This window comes from Streptomyces sp. Ag109_O5-1, from assembly GCF_003814875.1.
Taxonomy (GTDB): domain Bacteria; phylum Actinomycetota; class Actinomycetes; order Streptomycetales; family Streptomycetaceae; genus Streptomyces; species Streptomyces sasae.
Map to the genome: position 1 here is coordinate 428,542 of NZ_RKQF01000001.1, position 17,618 is coordinate 446,159.

Below are 17,618 nucleotides of genomic sequence, written 5' to 3' on the forward strand. Positions count from 1 at the left end.
ATGCGACGGCCCGGCGTTTGATTCCGGCCAAGGCGCCCCGTACTCGACCTCGCACTCTGTTCGAGAAGGAGATTCGCCATGCGTGTACTGCTCGTGGGAGCCGGTGGTGTGGGCACCGCCGTCAGCCGGATCGCGGCCCGCCGCCCGTTCTTCGAGGCGATGGTGGTGGCCGACTACGACCCGGCACGGGCCGAGGCGGCCGTGGCGGCCGTCGGTGACGACCGGTTCCTCGCCGAGCGCGTCGACGCCGGTGACGAGGCGGCCGTGGCCGCGCTGCTCGCCCGGCACGGCTGCGACGTACTGCTCAACGCCACCGACCCGCGCTTCGTGATGCCCCTGTTCCGGGCCGCACGCAAAGCCGGGGCGGCCTATCTCGACATGGCGATGTCGCTCTCCCGGCAGCACCCCGGACGGCCGTACGAGGAGTGCGGGGTCAAGCTGGGCGACGAGCAGTTCGCGCTGGCCGGGGAGTGGGAGCAGGCGGGTGCGCTCGCCCTGGTGGGCATGGGGGTGGAGCCCGGTCTGTCGGACGTGTTCGCCCGGTACGCGGCCGACGAGCTCTTCGACGAGATCGACGAGGTCGGCATCCGCGACGGCGCGAACCTGACGGTCGACGGCTACGGCTTCGCGCCCTCCTTCAGCATCTGGACCACCATCGAGGAGTGCCTCAACCCGCCCGTGGTGTACGAGAAGGGGCGTGGCTGGTTCACGACCGAGCCGTTCAGCGAGCCGGAGGTGTTCGACTTCCCGGAGGGGATCGGGCCGGTCGAGTGCGTCAATGTGGAGCACGAGGAGGTGCTGCTGGTGCCGCGCTGGGTGGACGCGCGGCGGGTCACCTTCAAGTACGGGCTGGGCCGGGAGTTCATCGAGACGCTGAAGACGCTGCACCTGCTGGGCCTGGACAGCACCGCCCCGGTGGCCGTGCCCGGCCCGGACGGCCCGGTCGCGGTCTCGCCCCGGGACGTGGTGGCCGCGTCGCTCCCCGACCCGGCGACGCTGGGCGAGCGCATGCACGGCAAGACCTGCGCGGGCACCTGGGTGCGCGGGACGAAGGACGGGCGGCCGCGCGAGGTGTATCTCTACCACGTGGTCGACAACCAGTCGTCCATGACGGAGTACGGTTGTCAGGCCGTGGTGTGGCAGACGGCCGTCAATCCGGTCGTCGCCCTCGAACTCCTGGCCACCGACGCGTGGTCGGGCTCGGGCGTCCTCGGCCCGGAGGCGTTCCCGGCCCGCCCGTTCCTCGACCTGCTGACCGAGTACGGCTCCCCCTGGGGCCTGCGCGAGCAGTGACCGCCCGCGAATTCCAAGGGACTTGGCCGTTTCGACCGCGCCCGCTGCGGTGACCCGGATCCGAGCAACGCGCACCCGAAACGGCAGAGTCGACTTGGATGGCAGGTGACTTCGATGGACGACTGGCGAGAGCACGCCGCATGCCGCGCCGAGGACCCCGACCTCTTCTTCCCGATCGGCACGACCGGCCCGTCACTGCACCAGACGCGGCGGGCGAAGGCCGTCTGTGAGCGCTGCCCGGCCCAGGAGCCGTGCCTGCGCTGGGCGATGGAGACCGAGCAGACCGTCGGCATCTGGGGCGGCACGACCGAGGCGGAGCGCCGGCTGCTGGCCCGGCGCCGGCAGCCGGCCGCGCGCCGGTTCAGCTGACGTCGGCCGGCTCGGCCGCCCCCGGCAGCCGCAGGGTGAACTCGGCGCCCTTGCCGGGTTCGCTCCGTACCTCGGCGGTGCCGTCGTGGGCAGCCATCAGGTGCCGCACGATCGGCAGGCCCAGGCCGCTGCCCCCGGTGCGCCGGCTGCGGGACTTCTCCGCGCGCCAGAACCGTTCGAAGACGTGCGGCAGGTCCTCCTGCGCGATGCCCTGCCCGGTGTCGGTGACGGTGAGGACGACGTCGTCGCCGTCCCGGCGGACGGCCAGTGTGACGGTGCCGTCGGCGGGGGTGTGCCGGATCGCGTTGGAGACCAGGTTGCCCAGTGCCTGCCGCATCCGCACCGGGTCGGCGTCGAGCCAGGCGCTGCCGTCGGGATCGGTCAGCAGGGTGACCCCGGCCGCGTCGGCGGCGACCCGGTGGGCGGCGGCGACCTGGTCGAGCAGGTCGGCGGCGCGGACCGGCTCACGGTGCACACGCAGGGTGCCGGCGTCGGCGGCCGCCAGGTCCTGGAGGTCGTCGATGATCCGCTGCAGGACCAGTGCCTCCTCGTGCAGCGAGGACAGCAGTGCCGGGTCGGGGTCGACCACACCGTCCCGGGTGACCTCCAGCCAGCCCCGGATGTTGGTGAGCGGGCTGCGCAGTTCATGGGCGATGTCGCTGACCATCGCCTTGCGCTGCTCCTCCAGGCGTTCCCGGCGCTCGGTGAGGTCGTTGAACGCCTCGGCCAGCAGCCCGGTCTCGTCCCGGGTCCGCACCGGCGCCCGTACGTGCAGTTCGGGCGGCTGCTGCGCGGCGAGGGTCAGCGCGCGCAGCGGTCGTACCAGACGGGTGGCGACCACCGCCGTGACGGCGACCGTGACGGCGAGGACCAGACCAGCGGCGCCGACGATCCTGGTCTTGTTGGCCCGGGACATGTCGAAGCGGGGTGCGACCTGGTCGCCGATGCCGAGGAAGAGTTCGGCGGCGGGGGCCACATACGGTTCGAGCTGGATGCGCCGGGCGTTGGTGATGCAGTTCTTCGCGTTCTGGTCCGTCCCTCGCTCGGTCCTCTTCTTGGTGACGAGGAAACCGCCGGAGACCGGGTTGCGTCCCGTGGTGTCGTAGGTGAGGGAGAGCGGGCCGCCGAGGTCCATGTCCCTGGCCTGGAGGCAGGGGCGGGCCAGGTCCGTCAGCGCGGTGAGCGCCTTGGTCTCGGTCGAGGTCGGGTAGTCGAGCGCGTCTCTCGTCTCGGCCGTCGACTCGCCGTAGAAGTTGCCGCACCCGATCTTGATTTCGAGGGGAGCGTCCCTCTCGTCGTCGACGACGACATGCGGCCGCCCGCTCGGGGTGTGCTGGACGGTGACCCCGATACCCACGCGGTCGTAGCACTCCTGCACCTTCTTCGCGACCGCGTCCAGCTTCTCGCGCTCCGGCGCGGTCAGCCGGAACGGGCCCACCGCACGCGGGTCGATGCCGCTGAGCTGGGCGCCGAGTTCGGTGTAGGTGTCGGTGTGCAGGGGGTCCACGGCTGCGGCCGGCCGGGGTGGCAACGGGGTGCCCTGGCCTGCCGAGTCGGCGATCAGCGTGCGGTCGGCGGTGGTCAGCGCGATCCTGCGGCCGGTCTTCGCGGCCAGCGTCCGGACCGTGCGCCGGACCCCGGTCCAGTCGGGATGGACGGCCGCGTAGCCGCTCAGCTGCGCGAGGATCCTGTTGTCGGCGGCGAGGTCCTGCCCCTGTTCCTCCTCCAGCGCGCTGGTGGTGGTGGTCACCGCGAGCCAGGCGGTGGCGGCCACCGAGCACACGGCGATCAGCACCGAGGTGAACAGCAGCCGCACGAGCAGCCGTTTGCGCCACGGTATCCGGGGCTTCACGGCCGGCCGCCGCTCAGCTTGTAGCCGACCCCGAACACGGTCACCAGTCGCACCGGCCGCCGCGGATCGGCCTCGATCTTCCGGCGCAGGTTCATGACGTGGACGTCGACGGCCCGTTCGGTGGAGGCCCGGTCGAATCCGCTGGTGCACTGCAGCAACTGCCGCCGGGTGAACACCCGGTCCGGCTCCCCGGCCATGGCGAGCAGGATCTGGAACTCGGCCGGGGTCACCTCCACCGGCACCCCGTCACAGCGCACCTCGTGCCGCACGGGATCGACGCTGATCCCGGCGGCGGTCACGGCGGGTTCCTCCCGCACCTCCGCGGCCCGCCCACTGCGCCGCAGGACCGTCCGGATCCGGGCCATCAGCTCCCGCGGACTGTACGGCTTGGTCATGTAGTCGTCGGCGCCCAGCTCCAGGCCGAGCAGCACATCGTCCTCGTCGGAGCGGGCGGTGAGCATCAGCACCGGGATCTCCGGGTCGCCGCCGCGCAGCACCCGGCACACGCCGAAGCCGTCGATCACCGGGAGCATCAGGTCGAGGACGACGAGGTCGGGCCCCAGCCGTCGGGCCGCGTCCAGCGCCGCGGCCCCGTCGTGGACCACCGTCGCGGTATGGCCCTCGGCCAGCAGGGACCGCCGGATCAGCTCGGCCTGCATCTCGTCGTCCTCGGCGACCAGCACATGTGCGCACACGGGATCGGATCCTAAGCGCCTACTGGGCGAGCCAGTCGGCGTATCCCATGACGACGACCGGATGCCGGTCCGGGTCGAGAGTGCGCAGCAGCTCCTTCATATGCGCCTTGGCGACGCTGACGCACGCGTGCGTCGGCCCGCCGTGGTCGACGTGCAGCCAGACCCCGCCGCCGCGCTTCGCGCCCATCGGCCGGGTCCAGTCGAGCGGTGAAGTGCCCGGCTGACGGTTGTAGTTGATGGCGACGACGTAGTCGAAGGAGCCCTCCAGCGGCTCGCCCTCGAAACCGGTACCGGGCGAGCGGAAGCCGTAGGACTGGTGGTAGGGCAGCCTGCTCCCGGGGTCGGTGAGCAGGCCCCCGGCGTCGGTCAGTCCGTAGACGCCGACGGGTGAGCGCAGATCTCCGGCGAGGTGGTGCTCGCTCCAGCCGTCCCTGCCGTTGTGCGCGGGCCAACTGGCGCCGGGCTGCCAGGTGTCGTCGTCCCGCTCGTACAGGACGACGGTGGAGAGCGGGGAGTCCTTGCCCCGCCCGCCGGCGACGACGACCTGCTCCGCCCGCTCGGGTATCGCGGCCGTGGTCCTGGGCCCGAGCCCCGGTATGCCCTGGGCCTGCGGGCTGCTCTCGGGTGTGGGGGAAGCCGTCGTCCGCGCCGCCCGGTCGTCGTCCGACCGGCTCGGCGCGGCCTCGGCGCCTCCCCCGCAACCGGAGAGCAGGAGGGGGGAGGCGAGGAGGGCGACGGCGGTTCTGCGTTGGATCATGAAACGAGGGTGACCGAGATTTGTAAGGAAGTGGTCAGGATTCAGGCCTGGTTCGGCTTGCCCTTCTCGTACAACCACGTGTGGAACAGCGAGCCGAGGTCCTTACCCGACTCCCCCTCGGCCAGCTTCACAAACTCCGCGGTGGTCCCGTGCCCGTACCGGTGCTCGCTCGCCCAGGCCCGCAGGATCCGGAAGAACACCTGGTCCCCCACGGCCTTCCGCAGCTCGTGCAGCGCCATCGCGCCCCGCGCGTACACCGGTGTGCCGAAGATGTTCTCGCCGCTCCCGGGGTCCCCCGGCGGGTACGCCCACAACTCGTCGCTCGCCGGCTTGGCGTACAGCGCGTCGAACGCCTTCTGCGCGCTGTCGCCGCCGTGCTGCTCGCTGTAGAGCCACTCGGCGTACGTCGCGAAGCCCTCGTTGAGCCAGATGTCCTTCCAGGCGGTGAGCGAGACGGAGTCGCCGAACCACTGGTGGGCGTTCTCGTGGACGAGCGTGCTCAGGTCGGGTGCGGAGTCGTAGAGCGGCCGGCCCTGGGTCTCCAGCGCGTACCCGACGCTCGGCGCGTGGTCGACGATCGACCCGGCGGACCGGAACGGGTACGGCCCGAACAGCTTGCTCTCCCACTCCAGCACCGACGGCAGCTTCTTCAGCACGGCCGCCGACCCGCTCGCCTCTCTCGGGTCGACCGCGTTGTACACCTTGATCCCGTCCCGGGTGGTGTACTGCTCGACCTTGAACTTGCCGACGGTGGCGGTGGCGAGATAGGCGGCCATCGGCTCGCTCTGCCGCCAGCGGAAGGTCGTCCGGCCCTGGGCCGTGTGCTGCCCGAGGAGGACGCCGTTGGCGACGGCCGTGCTCCCCTTGGGGACGGTGATGGTGAAGTCGTACGACGACTTGTCCTTGGGGTGGCTGTTCGCCGGGAACCAGGTCATCGCGCCCTGCGGCTCCCCGGCGACGAACGCGCCGTCGTCGGTGGCGATCCAGCCGTCGGCCGAGCCGTCCGGGTCGGTGACCTGCTTGGGGGTGCCGTTGTAGCTGACGGCGACCCGGAACTCCCGGCCCTTCGCCAGCGCACGCGACGGTGTGACGACGAGTTCCTGTCCGCTGCGGCTGAAGTGGGCCGTCCGTCCGTCGACCGTCACCCGGGTGACCTTCAGGCCGTTGAGGTCGAGGTCGAAGCGGGTGAGCTTCTCGGTGGCACGGGCTGTGAGGACGGCCTTGCCGTCGAGGTGGCGGGAGGAGATGTCGTAGCGCAGCGTCAGGTCGTAGTGGCTGACGTGGTATCCGCCGTTGCCGCTGAGCGGGAAGTAGGGGTCGCCCGCGCCCGAGGCTCCGATCGTGCTCGCCGAGGCCGGTCCGGCGGCGGCGAGCAGGGCCGCCACGGCGACCGGGACGGTGGCGAGGACCGCGTCGCGGCGGAGGACCGCGGTCCGTCTGCTGTTGGCAACCTGCACATTCGCTCCTTGAAGGGGTACACGATGATCAATCGCAGGCCCACAGACTAGGCGCGGCGGCGCGGCGGCATGCCCCTCATTCAGGTCAAGTCGCGCCGCGTCGGCGGCCGCTGCCGCGGGCCCGCCGCGTACGCTCGCCGCACCGTCACCGAGCCGAGAGGTGCCCGACCGTGAGCGTGCGCGTCCGCAGGATCTACGAATCGCCCGAGCCGGCGGACGGGGTGCGGGTCCTGGTGGACCGGCTGTGGCCGCGCGGGATGTCCAAGGAGCACGCGCACGTCGACGAGTGGCCGAAGGGGCTGACGCCGTCGAACGAGCTGCGCCGCTGGTTCCACGAGGGCGGGTCCTACGAGGAGTTCACCCGCCGTTACGAGGCGGAGCTGGACGCTCCCGAGGCCGCCGAACTCCTCGACGGCCTGCGCAAGACGGTCCGGAAGCGCAAGGTCACGCTGCTCACCGCGTCGAGGACGCCCGAGGAGAGCCACGCCAGTGTGCTGGCGCGGCTCCTCACGGAATGAGCCACGCCGTCTACTTGGCCGTCTGCTTCGCCGCGGCCCGGCCCGCCGCCCGCCCCGAGAACAGGCAGCCGCCGAGGAACGTGCCCTCCAGCGCGTTGTAGCCGTGCACACCGCCGCCGCCGAAGCCGGCCACCTCGCCGGCCGCGTACAGCCCGCCGATCGGCTTGCCGTCGGCGCCGAGGGCGCGGGAGTCCAGGTCGGTCTGGATGCCGCCGAGGGTCTTGCGGGTGAGGACGTGCAGCTTGACGCCGATCAGCGGGCCGGCCGCCGGGTCGAGGATGCGGTGCGGGGTGGCGACCCGGCCCAGGCGGTCGCCGATGTAGCGGCGGGCGTTGTGGATGCCCTGGACCTGGGAGTCCTTGCTGTAGGAGTTGCCGATCTGGAGGTCGCGGGCGACGATCTGGCGACGCACCTCGGCCGCGTCGAGCAGCGCCTTGTCGGTGAGCCCGTTCATCTTCTCGACGAGCTGGTCCAGGGAGTTCGCGGTCACGAAGTCCGCGCCCTTGTCGAGGAAGGCCTGCACCGGGCCGGGCGCGCCCTTGCCGAGCAGCCGGTCACGGAGCACGGCCTTGCGGTCCTTGGCGGTGATGTCGGGGTTCTGCTCGGAACCGGAGAGCGCGAACTCCTTCTCGATGATCTTCCGGGTGAGGACGAACCAGGAGTGGTCGTACCCGGCGATGTCCTCGGTGGTGCGCAGGTACTTGAGGGTGCTGAGGGTGTCGTAGCCCGGCAGGCAGGGATCGGGGAGGCGGCGGCCCAGGGCGTCGAGCCAGATCGAGGACGGGCCGGGCAGGATGCGGATGCCGTGGCCGGGCCAGATGGGGTTCCAGTTCTGGATGCCCTCGGTGTAGTGCCACATGCGGTCGCGGTTGACCAGGCGGACGCCGGCCTCGGCGCTGATGTCGAGCATACGGCCGTCCACGTAGGCGGGGACGCCGGTGACCATCTCGGCGGGGGGTGTGCCGAGACGTTCCGGCCAGTAGCGGCGGACGATGCCGTGGTTGGCGCCGATGCCACCGGTGGTGACGACGACGGCCTGGGCGGTGAGCTCGAAGTCGCCGATGCGGTCGCGGTTGGAGGCGACCCCGCGCGGTGAGTCGTCGGCGGCCAGGACCGTGCCGCGCACCCCGCGTGCCTCGCCGTCCTCGATGACGAGTTCGTCCACCTGGTGACGATGGTGGAAGGTGAGCAGTCCGTCGCGGGCGGCCTGCTTGGCATACCGGGCGAAGGGCTCGACCACACCGGTGCCGGTGCCCCAGGTGACATGGAAGCGGGGGACGGAGTTCCCGTGCCCGTCGGCCCGCAGGTCGCCGCGCTCGGCCCAGCCGACGGTCGGCAGCAGGCTGATGCCGTGGCTCTGCAGCCAGGGCCGCTTCTCCCCCGCCGCGAACTCGACATAGGCACGGGCCCAGCGCACCGCCCAGGAGTCCTCGTCGTCCTTGCGGTCGAACTGCGCGCTGCCCTGCCAGTCGCTCCAGGCAAGGTCGAAGGAGTCCTTGATACCGAGGCGGCGCTGCTCGGGCGAGTCGACGAGGAAGAGCCCGCCGAAGGACCAGAACGCCTGGCCGCCGAGGTTGGCGGCGTTCTCCTGGTCGACCAGGGCGACGCGCCTGCCCCTGCTGGTGAGTTCGTGCGCCGCGACCAGGCCGGCGAGGCCGGCTCCGACGACGATGACGTCCGCGTCCATGGCGACGCCTTTCTTATCCGAATCGGGTGCTGCCGTCGGTCAGCAGCGCGGTGAGCAGTTGTTTGAGCCAGGCGCGGGCCCGGTCCACGTCCTTGTCGAGCAGCAGTTGGACGGTGACCCCGTCGTACGCGGCGACCACCGCGTGGGCGGCGCCGTCGACGTCCCCGAGCACCGCGGGGATCGGGGTGTGGCCGCGGGCCCGGGCGAGCCGGTCGGCGATGGCCTGCCGCAGCCGGGCGCGGTGGTCGAGGAGGGCCTCGGCGACGGCCGGGTCCCGGGCGGCGTGCACCAGGAAGTCGCTCTTCACCAGCAGCCAGTCCACGTCCAGGAGCAGTACGTCGGTCACCCGGTCCACGGAAGCCGGCACGTCCAGGTCGGGTGCGTCGCCGGCGAGCGCGTCGGCGACCTGCCGGGCGATCAGGTCGGCGCGGTCCCGGTAGAGGGCGAAGAACAGCTCGTCGAGGGTGGCGAAGTTGGAGTAGAAGGCGCCCCGGCTGAACCCGGCGGCCTCGCAGACCTCCTCGATGGAGACCCGCCCGAAGCCCTTGGCGGCGAACACGGTGAACGCGGCGTCCAGCAGCCGGGCCCGGGTCTGCACCCGGCGCCGGGTCACGCGCTGGGGCCCACCGTCCACCGCCATGTCCTGACCTCCATTCGATACAGAAATGTATCGGATACATGAACGTATCGAAAGTCCCGCGACGCCTTCCGATGGCCGGCGATCAAAGGGAACATATTTTCGATTAGGGGGTACGCTGGCTTCATGGCCACGCACCTCCAGGGCTCCCTGTTCGACCAGACCGACGCGCTGCGGCTCGGCCCCCTCGACGGCATCGGCCGTACCGAGCTGGGCTCCGGCGCCTGGATCGACGTGCTGCCCGGCTGGCTGAGCGGCGCCGACGCGCTGTTCGAACAGCTGGCGGCGGACGTCCCCTGGCACGCCGAGCGCCGGCAGATGTACGACAACGTCGTGGACGTACCGCGGCTGCTCGCCTTCTACGGCGCGGCCGACCCGCTCCCGCACCCCGTCCTCACCGAGGCCCGGACCGCGCTCACCCGGCACTACGCCGACGAGCTGGGCGAGCCGTTCACCACGGCCGGGCTCTGCTACTACCGCGACGGCCGCGACAGCGTCGCCTGGCACGGCGACCGGATCGGCCGGGGCGCCCGAGAGGACACCATGGTCGCGATCCTCTCCGTGGGCGCACCCCGCGATCTGCTGCTGCGCCCGCTGCGCGGCGGCCCCTCGGTCCGGCGCCCGCTGGGACACGGGGATCTGATCGTGATGGGCGGCTCCTGCCAGCGGACCTGGGAGCACTGCGTGCCGAAGACGGCGCGTGCGGCCGGCCCGCGGATCAGTGTCCAGTTCCGGCCGCAGGGGGTGCGGTGACCCCGGTGCCCGGCAACGGGGTCACCGCTCCGTGTGGTTGGCTGTCCTCCGTTTCGATCTGCACCAACGGGCGAGCCGGAGAGATCAATGCGGGCCGAGGTACACGAAGTCGGCAAGGGCACCTATCTGGTGCACGGACACCACACCAACTGGGTGATCCTGAAGGACGGTGACGCCGTCACCCTGGTGGACACCGGCTACCCCGGGGACCGGGAGGGGCTGCTCGGCTCCTTGGCGGAGGTGGGCAGTTCACCGGAGGCGGTCACGGCCGTCCTGATCACGCACGCGCACAACGACCACCTCGGCTCGGCCGAGTACCTGCGCGACGCGCACGGCACCCCGGTCTATCTGCACGAGGCCGAAGTGCCGCACGCGCGGCGGGACTTCCTCCAGCAGGTGGCGGTCGGCGACGTGCTGAAGAACGCCTGGCGGCCGGGTGTGGTGCCCTGGCTGGTGCACGTGATAAGGGTCGGCGGCACCGAGCAGCACCCGGTCACCGCGCCCCAGGCGTTCCCGGTCGCCGAGGGCAGCCCCCTCGACCTGCCGGGCCGGCCGGTCCCGGTGCACACCCCCGGCCACACCGACGGGCACACCGTCTACCACCTGCCCGACGCCGGCGTCGTGATCTCCGGCGACGCCCTGGTCAGCGGCCACCGCACCTCGCGCATCCAGGGCCCGCAGCTGCTGCCCGACATGTTCCACCACGAGCGCGCCCGCGCCGTGGCCTCGCTCGACCTCATCGCGGCCCTCGACGCCGACGCGCTGCTGCCCGGCCACGGGCCGCTGCACCGGGGGTCCGTGAAGGCGGCCGCCCAGCAGGCCCGCGAACGCGCCGTCTAAGGTTCGGGCCATGGCATTGCAGATCAGCGCCACCAACCCGGAGCACCCCGCGCTCCTGCTCGAACTCCCCTGGGACGTCCCGCTGGAGGAGTGGCCCGAGGACTACCTCGTGCCGCTCCCCCGCGGTATCTCCCGGCACGTGGTCCGCTACGCCCGCGCGGGCGACGAGGTCATCGCGGTGAAGGAGCTGGCGGAGCGCCCGGCGCTGCGCGAGTACGAGCTGCTGCGCGACCTGGACCGGCTCACGATCCCCGCGGTCGACCCGCTCGCGGTGATCACGGGCCGGACCGACGCGGAGGGCGCCCCGCTGGAGTCGGTGCTGGTCACCCGGCACCTGGGCGGCTCGATGCCGTACCGCTCGATGTTCGAGACGACCATGCGCCCGGCCACCATGCACCGCCTGATGGACGCCCTCGCCGTGCTGCTCGTACGACTGCACCTGGCCGGGTTCGCGTGGGGCGACTGCTCCCTGTCCAACACGCTGTTCCGGAGGGACGCGGGCGCCTACGCGGCGTATCTGGTGGACGCCGAGACCGGCGACCTGCATGCGCAGCTGAGCAACGGGCAGCGGGAGTACGACCTCGATCTGGCCCGGGTGAACATCAGCGGGGAGCTGCTCGACCTGGAGGCGTCGGGGGCGCTGCACCCGTCGCTGGACCCGATCGAGTTCGGGTTCGAGATCTGCACCCGGTACGGCGAGCTGTGGCAGGAGCTGACCCGCACCTCGGTGTATCCGGCGGGCAAGTACCACTACATCGAGCGCCGGATCCGGCGGCTCAACGACCTCGGCTTCGACGTGGCCGAGATGCAGATCGAACACTCCTCCAACGGCGACACCGTCACCTTCGTGCCGAAGGTCGTCGACGCCGGCCACCACCAGCGCCAGCTGCTGCGGCTGACCGGCCTGGACGCCGAGGAGAACCAGGCGCGGCGGCTGCTGAACGACCTGGAGAGCTGGATGGCCACCCAGGACGACTACGCCCCGGGCGACCCCCTCGCCGCCCGCCCCGAGGTGCTGGCCCACCGGTGGGTGCGGGACGTCTTCCGCCCCACCGTGCGGGCCGTACCGCTGGAGCTGCGCGGATCCATGGACCCGGCCGAGATCTACCACGAGCTGCTCGAACACCGCTGGTACCTGTCCGAGCGGGCGCAGCACGACATAGGCCTGGACAAGGCGGTCGAGGACTACATCGAGAACGTGCTGCCGAAGGCACGGGAGACCCTGGAGCCGGTCACTCCGGAATGAGCCCGGGGTGAGCCCGGGAGTGGGTCCTGAAGCGGGTCAGTCGTGCGGCACCACGGCCACCGGGCAGTCGGCGTGGTGCAGCACCCCGTGCGCGACCGAACCTGTGCGCGCGCCGACGGCCGTACGGTGGGCGCGCCGGCCGACCACCATCAGCTGGGCCCGCCCGGCCTCCGCCAGCAGCACCTGTCCGGCGCTGCCCATCTCCACGTGCTCGGCGACCGGCACGTCCGGGAACCGCTCCCGCAGCGGCCGTACCGCCTCGGCCAGCGCCTTCTTCTCGTAGGGTTCCAGACCGCCGGCCTCGTCCAGCAGCTTCATCGACCCCGGGCTGTAGGCGAAGACCGGCGGCAGGGTCCAGGCCCGGACGACCCGGACCGTGGCCCGGCGGGCCGCCGCCGTCCGGAACGCGAACTCCAGCACCGCCGCGCTGTCCTCGGGCCCGCCCTGCTGGCCCACGACCACCTCCCGGCCGGCGGCCTCCGCCGTGGGCCGGTCCCCGGCGCGCACCAGCACGACCGGGCGGGCGGCCTCGGCGATCACCTGCTGGCCGACGGAGCCCAGCAGGAACCCGACGACCCGCCCGTGCCCGCGCGAGCCCAGCGCCAGCAGCTCGGATCCGGCCGCCGCGTCGACGAGCACCTCGACCGGGCCGCCCTCCACGACGTCGACACCCACCGAGAGGTCCGGATGCCGCCCGGTGACGGCCCGGACCGACTCGGCCACGCCCTCGGACACCCACCCGCGCTGGGCCTCCCGGTCACCGCCGAGCGCCTCGTGCTCCTCGTACCGCCAGGCATGCACCACTCTCAGCGGCAGCCCCCGGCGCACCGCCTCCCGGGCCGCCCAGTCCAGAGCGGCGAGGCCCTCCTCCGTACCGTCGACCCCTGCCGTGATCGGGCGTGTCATGCACCGGCCTCCTCGTCGGTTCCGCGTGTGCGTGATCAGTCTTCCGCACTGCGGGGTACGAGGTGGGCACGGGCGTACAAGAGCGAAGGCGGGCGATCGAACATACGATGGGCGGGAACCGGCGCGGTGGGCGCGCTCCTCCAGGAGGGACCGCCGTCCCGTGGAACCAACGGCTCGGGGTGGGAGACGTATGGCACAGGCTGCCGACGCAGCACGGACCGTCATCATGACCGTGGACACTGACCCTTGACATAAGGCTGCTCTTGCCGGAAAGCTCGTCCGTGCAGGTCACGAGGCATGTTCGTACTCGTGGAGGATTCCGCCGAGGCGGTCGCGTCGTCGTATGTCGAGGTGGGCGACGGCGTCCGGGTCGGTGATCGGTGTGGGGAGCGGTTGCAGCGGGCGGGTGTCGGTGATGCCCTGATGCGGCCTGTGGGAGTTGTAGAAGTCCTCGAACTCGCGCAGGGTGTGGAGGAGGCGCTGGTTCCAGATCAGCGTTCGGTCCAGGAACTCCCGTCTGCAGACCTGTACCAAGCGTTCCATGATCGAGTTCATGTGCGGCATACGGATGCCGCTGGGTACGACCTCGATCCCTGCGTCTTCCAGGACGCTGTCAAACAACTCGGGGAACGTGCCGTCCCGGTCCCGGATCAGGAACCGTGCCCGGCAGCCCGACTCCTCAAGGTCCATGACGAGATTCCTCGCGGCCTGTACCACCCAGGAGGCGGTCGGGTGCGCCGTCGCGGCGCCCAGGACCCGGATCCGGCGGGTCGCGTGCTCGATCACCGCGAACACGTACAGCCGCGCCCCGGTCAGGGTGACCGTCTCGAAGAAGTCGCACGCCACACGGGCGCCGGCCTGGGAACGCAGGAAACTCCCCACCTGCTGGAACTCCGTTCGGACGCGGGGTCGATCCCGGCCCCATTCAGGATCTGCCATACCGTGGAAGCAGCCACCCGCACGCCCAGGACGAGCAGTTCGCCATGCACTCTCCGGTAGCCCCAACCGGGATTCTCCCGGGCCAGACGCAGCACCAGGACACGGACGGAGCGCACAGTGCGGGGCTGGCCCGGGCGGCCCCGCCGGGAACGGGCCGTGTGTCGGCGCGCGAGCAGGTCGCGGTGCCACCGCAGCACCGTATCGGGCACCAGCAGCCGCACCTGGCGCAGCACGCCACGCGGGAGACGGTGCAGCAGCACGGCCAGGAACGCCCGGTCGCCCGGAGCGAACCGTGCTCTCTCCTTGCCGAGTTGGCGTTCCAGCACCATGAGCTGATGGCGCAGGGCAAGGGGCTCGATGTCCTTGCCGTGGTCGCTCATAGGCAGCAGGCGCAGCATCGCGAACGCGTTCGTCACAGCGAGATACGTCAGTCGCAGCAGCACGGTCGGTCATGTTCCCGCAGTACCCGGCTCGCCGCCACACCGCCTCCCACCAGGATGGATGAGGTTTTCGGCAGCGGCAGGGTGGTGGCCGTCTGGATGACGAAGTCCTCGTCGTCAGGAGCGAGCAGGCGGGGACGGCCTCCCGCCCGCTGAGGGTCCAGGCAGGCCAGGCCGATCTCGTTGAACCGATGAATCACATCGCCCACGGTGTCATCGTCGGCCTGCACCAGCTGGGCGATCACCGGGGCTCGGTTCCCGCCGGCCGAGCCAACAGCATCATCGCGCGCCGGTAGCGCACCGAGCTGGTGCTGCCCCGGCGCACGATCTGCTGCAGCCTCTGCCCCTCCTGGCCAGTCAACCTGCGCACACGGACAGGCTCAGCCACCCCACCCCCAGCGATCGGATCGGACGTCACCGCTCATCCAACCGCTCGGACACCCATCCCGGCGAACCTACGTGGTCAGAGCACTAGAGCGGGAAGACGGTCCCGGGCTTCGCCGTGGCGAATGTGTCGACGACCCGCCCGCTGCTGTCGGAGTCGGTCAGACTGTGGCCGGGAAGGAAATGCTGCTGCGGCCAGTGGCGGCCGACCGTGGCCGGGCCGTCATCGGAGCGTTCGGCGACCGCGGCGTGGGTGACCGCCCCAGGTCCGCTGCGACGGGGGTCCATCTTGGCCTGGCTCGGCCGACCGTGCCAGAGATGCTGCGGGCTTCGTTGCGGATCTCCGCCTCGGCCGGCAGGTCGGCGAACACCTCCTGACCTGCCTTGATCACGGCGTCCTCTGCTTCCCAGGAGAGGTCGCCGCTTTCGAAGCAGAAGACGTCGTAGTCCTTGATGCCGTTGGTCGGAGGCCTGCCGGTGACCCCGTTCCACATCGTCTGGAACCGGCAACCCGCCGTCACGTACCAGTGGGGACCGCTCGCCGCGGGCAGCGGGCCCGCACCGCCCCGCCTATCATGCAGAGGAGGCGCACGACTCCGCGAAGCGAGCGCAGCGGATGGCCAATGGCAAGGACCTGCAGCCCGCTGCCGTCCAGGAGCTGCTGGATCAGATAGTGGCCCGGACGGTGGCTGGTACGGGTGCGCACGCGGGAGCGTTCTTCCTGCTCGAGCCCGGCGGCGGAGTCCTGGTCCTGGATGCGAGCCTCGGGATGCCCACCGGGTTTGTCGGTCTGCTGCGACGTCTACGGGTGGCTGCCGTAGCCGACGGCCCCCTTGCAGAGGCGATACTCCAGCGGCATCTGGTGTGGGTCGCTTCCGGCGAAGAGTTCGCCCGCCGCTATCCCCAGCTGGCCCTGACCTTCCCCTTCGTGGGCGCCGTTGCGGCGACGCCGATCGTGGCAGGCTCCCGCGTGTGGGGTGCCATGCTGCTGCTGTTCTCTCAGAAATCGTCCGCTCTGGATGCACGCGCACGCGGCCGGTTCACCACCGCAGCCCGCTGCATCGCCGTGCTCCTGCAGGACGCCGCCGCGGCTGGGAACTGCTTGCAGCCCGGTCTCACGGCACGTCTGCTGCCGCCGACACCCACGCATCCCTCGACACCGGCTGACCCTCAGGCCACAGCTGACTTCATAGCCGCTCTTCCCGAAGGGGCCTGCCGGCTTGACGTGAGGGAGCGGGTCACCTTCGCCGACCACACTGCGGCCGACCTTCTGGGTGAGAGCATCCCGCACCTGCTGGGTGCCCGCGTGTGGGAAGCCGTGCCGTGGCTGGCTCCCGCGCCTTACCGACTGCGGTACAAGGCCGCACTCGCGAGCCAGCTCCCGACGTCCTACACGGTGAAACAGCCCCGCACCGGCAGAGAACTGCTGCTCCAGCTATACCCGGACCGCACCGGTGTCAGCCTGCGTATCTCCGCTCCTGCCGGCGCTCCCGACAGCCGGGACGAACTGGCCCTCGGTACCGTGGCGGCGCCGGGCCCCGCCAGCCTGGACGCCCATTACCACATGATGCAGCTCTCCGGCGGCTTGGCCGCGGCGGCGTCCGTCGACGAGGTCGTGGAGCTGGTGGCCAGCCACCTTCTGGTCTCCCTGAACGCGCACGCCTTCGCATTGCTGGTCGCAGAGGCCGGCCGGGTGCGAGTCGTCGGCCACCACGGCTTCAGCCCGGAGCTGGTGGACCTCGTCGACCACGCCCCCCTTGCCTCCGACCTCCCGCTCCCCGGGCTGACCACCGGCGCACCGTCCTGGGGGCTGCCCCAGGGGGTTCCGTCCTTCTTCGCCGACCGGGACGAGCTGCGTGCGGCGTATCCCGAGAGCGCCTCCATCGACGACGACATGGGCGCATGGGCATGGCTGTCGCTCATGGCCTCCAGCCAGTACCTCGGAGTCTGTGTGGTCGGCTACCGGCAACCCCACTCCTTCACGTTGCAGGAGCGCGCCACCCTCACCGCCATCAGTGCCCTGATCTCCCAAGCCGTGGACCGCGCCCGGCAGTACGACGCCAAGCACCAGTTGGCGGAGGGTCTCCAGGCCGGCCTGCTGCCCCGTACGCTGCCGACGATGTACGGCCTCGACGTGGCCGCCCGTTATCTGCCCGCCAGCCACGGCATGGAGGTGGGCGGAGACTTCTACGACCTCATCCGCCTGTCGGACACCGAGGCCGCCGCCGTCATCGGAGATGTGCAGGGCCACGGTGTCAGCGCCGCCAGCCTGATGGGCGAGGTGCGCACCGCAGTGCGCGCCTATGCCGTCGTCGGCGCCACTGCAGGCGAGGTCCTGGCCCGTACCAACCACTTGTTCCACGACCTCGACCCCGGCCTGCTCGCCAGCTGCCTGTATGCGCACATCGATTCATTCCACCGCAGTGGCCAGCTGGCCACCGCGGGCCACTGCCCGCCCCTGCTGCGCCACCCCGACCTGCACACCGACATCCTGGCCGCGCCGCCGGGCCCGCTGCTGGGCGTCGACCCCACGGCGGAGTACCCCACAACCGACATCCCACTGCGTCCCGGCGCCCTCCTGGCCCTCTACACCGACGGACTCATCGAAACGCCCGGCACCGACTTCGAAACCGCCCTCACCGACCTCGCGGCCGTGCTGTCCAGAACCACCGGCTCGCTGGACGACATCGCCGACACACTTCTCGCCCACGCCCAGCCATCAGGAGACCGTGCCGACGACACCGCCCTCCTCCTGCTGAAGGTCTGTTGAGGCGGGCTTCGGCGCTGCCGTGACGGCTGGACATCGGCGGAGGGCGACAGCCGGGCCGCCGGCCCCCGCCACCCA

The 17,618-nt window shown here is 71.3% G+C and carries 15 protein-coding genes and 3 pseudogenes; 7 read left to right on the plus strand and 11 right to left on the minus strand.

The features are described 5' to 3' along the window. Nucleotides 1–78: 78 nt before the first annotated feature. Together EDD90_RS01935 and EDD90_RS01940 are read left to right on the plus strand one after the other, a co-directional pair. Nucleotides 79–1,293, plus strand: coding sequence for a saccharopine dehydrogenase family protein (locus EDD90_RS01935; RefSeq protein WP_123971426.1), 1,215 nt, complete (start codon nucleotides 79–81; stop codon nucleotides 1,291–1,293). Nucleotides 1,294–1,407: 114 nt separating this feature from the next. After that, nucleotides 1,408–1,662 (plus strand): WhiB family transcriptional regulator, encoded by a 255-nt coding sequence (locus tag EDD90_RS01940; RefSeq protein ID WP_123971427.1) that lies wholly within the window; start codon nucleotides 1,408–1,410, stop codon nucleotides 1,660–1,662. On the opposite strand, the gene EDD90_RS01945 is transcribed toward EDD90_RS01940, so the two are convergent. Genes EDD90_RS01945 through EDD90_RS01960 form a run of 4 tightly spaced genes read right to left on the minus strand, consistent with a single transcriptional unit; the run spans nucleotide 1,655 to nucleotide 6,423 of the window. Beyond that, entirely contained in the window at nucleotides 1,655–3,514 is a 1,860-nt protein-coding gene (locus EDD90_RS01945) for a cell wall metabolism sensor histidine kinase WalK (protein WP_123971428.1), read from the minus strand. The genes EDD90_RS01940 and EDD90_RS01945 overlap by 8 nt on opposite strands. Next, complete coding sequence (locus EDD90_RS01950) at nucleotides 3,511–4,209, minus strand: response regulator transcription factor (RefSeq protein ID WP_123971429.1); 699 nt, start codon at nucleotides 4,207–4,209, stop codon at nucleotides 3,511–3,513. Before EDD90_RS01950 ends, EDD90_RS01945 begins: the two co-directional genes overlap by 4 nt. A gap of 19 nt (nucleotides 4,210–4,228) precedes the next feature. Further along, nucleotides 4,229–4,966, minus strand: a complete 738-nt coding sequence (locus EDD90_RS01955; protein ID WP_123971430.1) for a L,D-transpeptidase family protein — start codon at nucleotides 4,964–4,966, stop codon at nucleotides 4,229–4,231. A gap of 41 nt (nucleotides 4,967–5,007) precedes the next feature. Beyond that, nucleotides 5,008–6,423, minus strand: coding sequence for a M1 family metallopeptidase (locus EDD90_RS01960; RefSeq protein WP_123971431.1), 1,416 nt, complete (start codon nucleotides 6,421–6,423; stop codon nucleotides 5,008–5,010). 170 nt (nucleotides 6,424–6,593) lie between these two features. Here EDD90_RS01960 and EDD90_RS01965 point away from each other — a divergent pair, with 170 nt between their 5' ends. After that, entirely contained in the window at nucleotides 6,594–6,941 is a 348-nt protein-coding gene (locus EDD90_RS01965; protein WP_123971432.1) for a DUF488 domain-containing protein, read from the plus strand. Nucleotides 6,942–6,951: 10 nt separating this feature from the next. Here EDD90_RS01965 and EDD90_RS01970 read toward each other — a convergent pair whose 3' ends face one another. Both EDD90_RS01970 and EDD90_RS01975 read right to left on the minus strand, forming a co-directional pair. Then, nucleotides 6,952–8,628, minus strand: a complete 1,677-nt coding sequence (locus EDD90_RS01970; RefSeq protein ID WP_123971433.1) for an FAD-binding dehydrogenase — start codon at nucleotides 8,626–8,628, stop codon at nucleotides 6,952–6,954. A 13-nt stretch (nucleotides 8,629–8,641) separates the two neighbouring features. Further along, on the minus strand, nucleotides 8,642–9,268 hold the full coding sequence (locus EDD90_RS01975; RefSeq protein ID WP_123971434.1) for a TetR/AcrR family transcriptional regulator: 627 nt from the start codon (nucleotides 9,266–9,268) through the stop codon (nucleotides 8,642–8,644). A gap of 123 nt (nucleotides 9,269–9,391) precedes the next feature. Here EDD90_RS01975 and EDD90_RS01980 point away from each other — a divergent pair, with 123 nt between their 5' ends. The 3 genes from EDD90_RS01980 (at nucleotide 9,392) to EDD90_RS01990 (ending at nucleotide 12,104) form a co-directional block, all read left to right on the plus strand. Further along, the gene (locus EDD90_RS01980) at nucleotides 9,392–10,018 is read left to right on the plus strand and encodes an alpha-ketoglutarate-dependent dioxygenase AlkB (RefSeq protein WP_123971435.1); all 627 of its coding nucleotides are present in this window, start codon (nucleotides 9,392–9,394) and stop codon (nucleotides 10,016–10,018) included. Nucleotides 10,019–10,105: 87 nt separating this feature from the next. Next, nucleotides 10,106–10,858, plus strand: coding sequence for an MBL fold metallo-hydrolase (locus EDD90_RS01985; protein WP_123971436.1), 753 nt, complete (start codon nucleotides 10,106–10,108; stop codon nucleotides 10,856–10,858). A 10-nt stretch (nucleotides 10,859–10,868) separates the two neighbouring features. After that, the gene (locus EDD90_RS01990; RefSeq protein WP_123971437.1) at nucleotides 10,869–12,104 is read left to right on the plus strand and encodes a DUF4032 domain-containing protein; all 1,236 of its coding nucleotides are present in this window, start codon (nucleotides 10,869–10,871) and stop codon (nucleotides 12,102–12,104) included. Nucleotides 12,105–12,140: 36 nt separating this feature from the next. Here EDD90_RS01990 and EDD90_RS01995 read toward each other — a convergent pair whose 3' ends face one another. The 5 genes and pseudogenes from EDD90_RS01995 to EDD90_RS56705 form a co-directional block, all read right to left on the minus strand. Then, nucleotides 12,141–13,010, minus strand: coding sequence for a universal stress protein (locus tag EDD90_RS01995; protein WP_123971438.1), 870 nt, complete (start codon nucleotides 13,008–13,010; stop codon nucleotides 12,141–12,143). Nucleotides 13,011–13,298: 288 nt separating this feature from the next. Then, a pseudogene (locus EDD90_RS02000) lies at nucleotides 13,299–14,392 on the minus strand (integrase core domain-containing protein). Nucleotides 14,393–14,463: 71 nt separating this feature from the next. Continuing rightward, nucleotides 14,464–14,777, minus strand: a pseudogene (locus EDD90_RS02005) (transposase); the annotation flags it as partial. Nucleotides 14,778–14,860: 83 nt separating this feature from the next. After that, nucleotides 14,861–15,061 carry a hypothetical protein gene (locus EDD90_RS56700; protein WP_260328825.1) on the minus strand — a complete coding sequence of 67 codons (201 nt, stop codon included), beginning with the start codon at nucleotides 15,059–15,061 and terminating at the stop codon, nucleotides 14,861–14,863. Between the two features lie 20 nt (nucleotides 15,062–15,081). Continuing rightward, nucleotides 15,082–15,306, minus strand: a pseudogene (locus EDD90_RS56705) (nucleotidyltransferase family protein); the annotation flags it as partial. Between the two features lie 83 nt (nucleotides 15,307–15,389). Between EDD90_RS56705 and EDD90_RS02015 the strand changes: the two are divergent. Next, the gene (locus tag EDD90_RS02015; protein WP_123971439.1) at nucleotides 15,390–17,543 is read left to right on the plus strand and encodes a SpoIIE family protein phosphatase; all 2,154 of its coding nucleotides are present in this window, start codon (nucleotides 15,390–15,392) and stop codon (nucleotides 17,541–17,543) included. Nucleotides 17,544–17,618 lie beyond the last annotated feature (75 nt).

Coding starts and splice junctions, on each gene's coding strand:
- EDD90_RS01935 (WP_123971426.1), top strand. CDS start 79: ATGCGTGTACTGCTCGTGGGAGCCGGTGGTGTGGGCACCGCCGTCAGC.
- EDD90_RS01970 (WP_123971433.1), bottom strand. CDS start 8,628: ATGGACGCGGACGTCATCGTCGTCGGAGCCGGCCTCGCCGGCCTGGTC.
- EDD90_RS01985 (WP_123971436.1), top strand. CDS start 10,106: ATGCGGGCCGAGGTACACGAAGTCGGCAAGGGCACCTATCTGGTGCAC.
- EDD90_RS01955 (WP_123971430.1), bottom strand. CDS start 4,966: ATGATCCAACGCAGAACCGCCGTCGCCCTCCTCGCCTCCCCCCTCCTG.
- EDD90_RS01990 (WP_123971437.1), top strand. CDS start 10,869: ATGGCATTGCAGATCAGCGCCACCAACCCGGAGCACCCCGCGCTCCTG.
- EDD90_RS56700 (WP_260328825.1), bottom strand. CDS start 15,061: ATGGACCCCCGTCGCAGCGGACCTGGGGCGGTCACCCACGCCGCGGTC.
- EDD90_RS02015 (WP_123971439.1), top strand. CDS start 15,390: ATGGCCAATGGCAAGGACCTGCAGCCCGCTGCCGTCCAGGAGCTGCTG.
- EDD90_RS01995 (WP_123971438.1), bottom strand. CDS start 13,010: ATGACACGCCCGATCACGGCAGGGGTCGACGGTACGGAGGAGGGCCTC.
- EDD90_RS01940 (WP_123971427.1), top strand. CDS start 1,408: ATGGACGACTGGCGAGAGCACGCCGCATGCCGCGCCGAGGACCCCGAC.
- EDD90_RS01980 (WP_123971435.1), top strand. CDS start 9,392: ATGGCCACGCACCTCCAGGGCTCCCTGTTCGACCAGACCGACGCGCTG.
- EDD90_RS01975 (WP_123971434.1), bottom strand. CDS start 9,268: ATGGCGGTGGACGGTGGGCCCCAGCGCGTGACCCGGCGCCGGGTGCAG.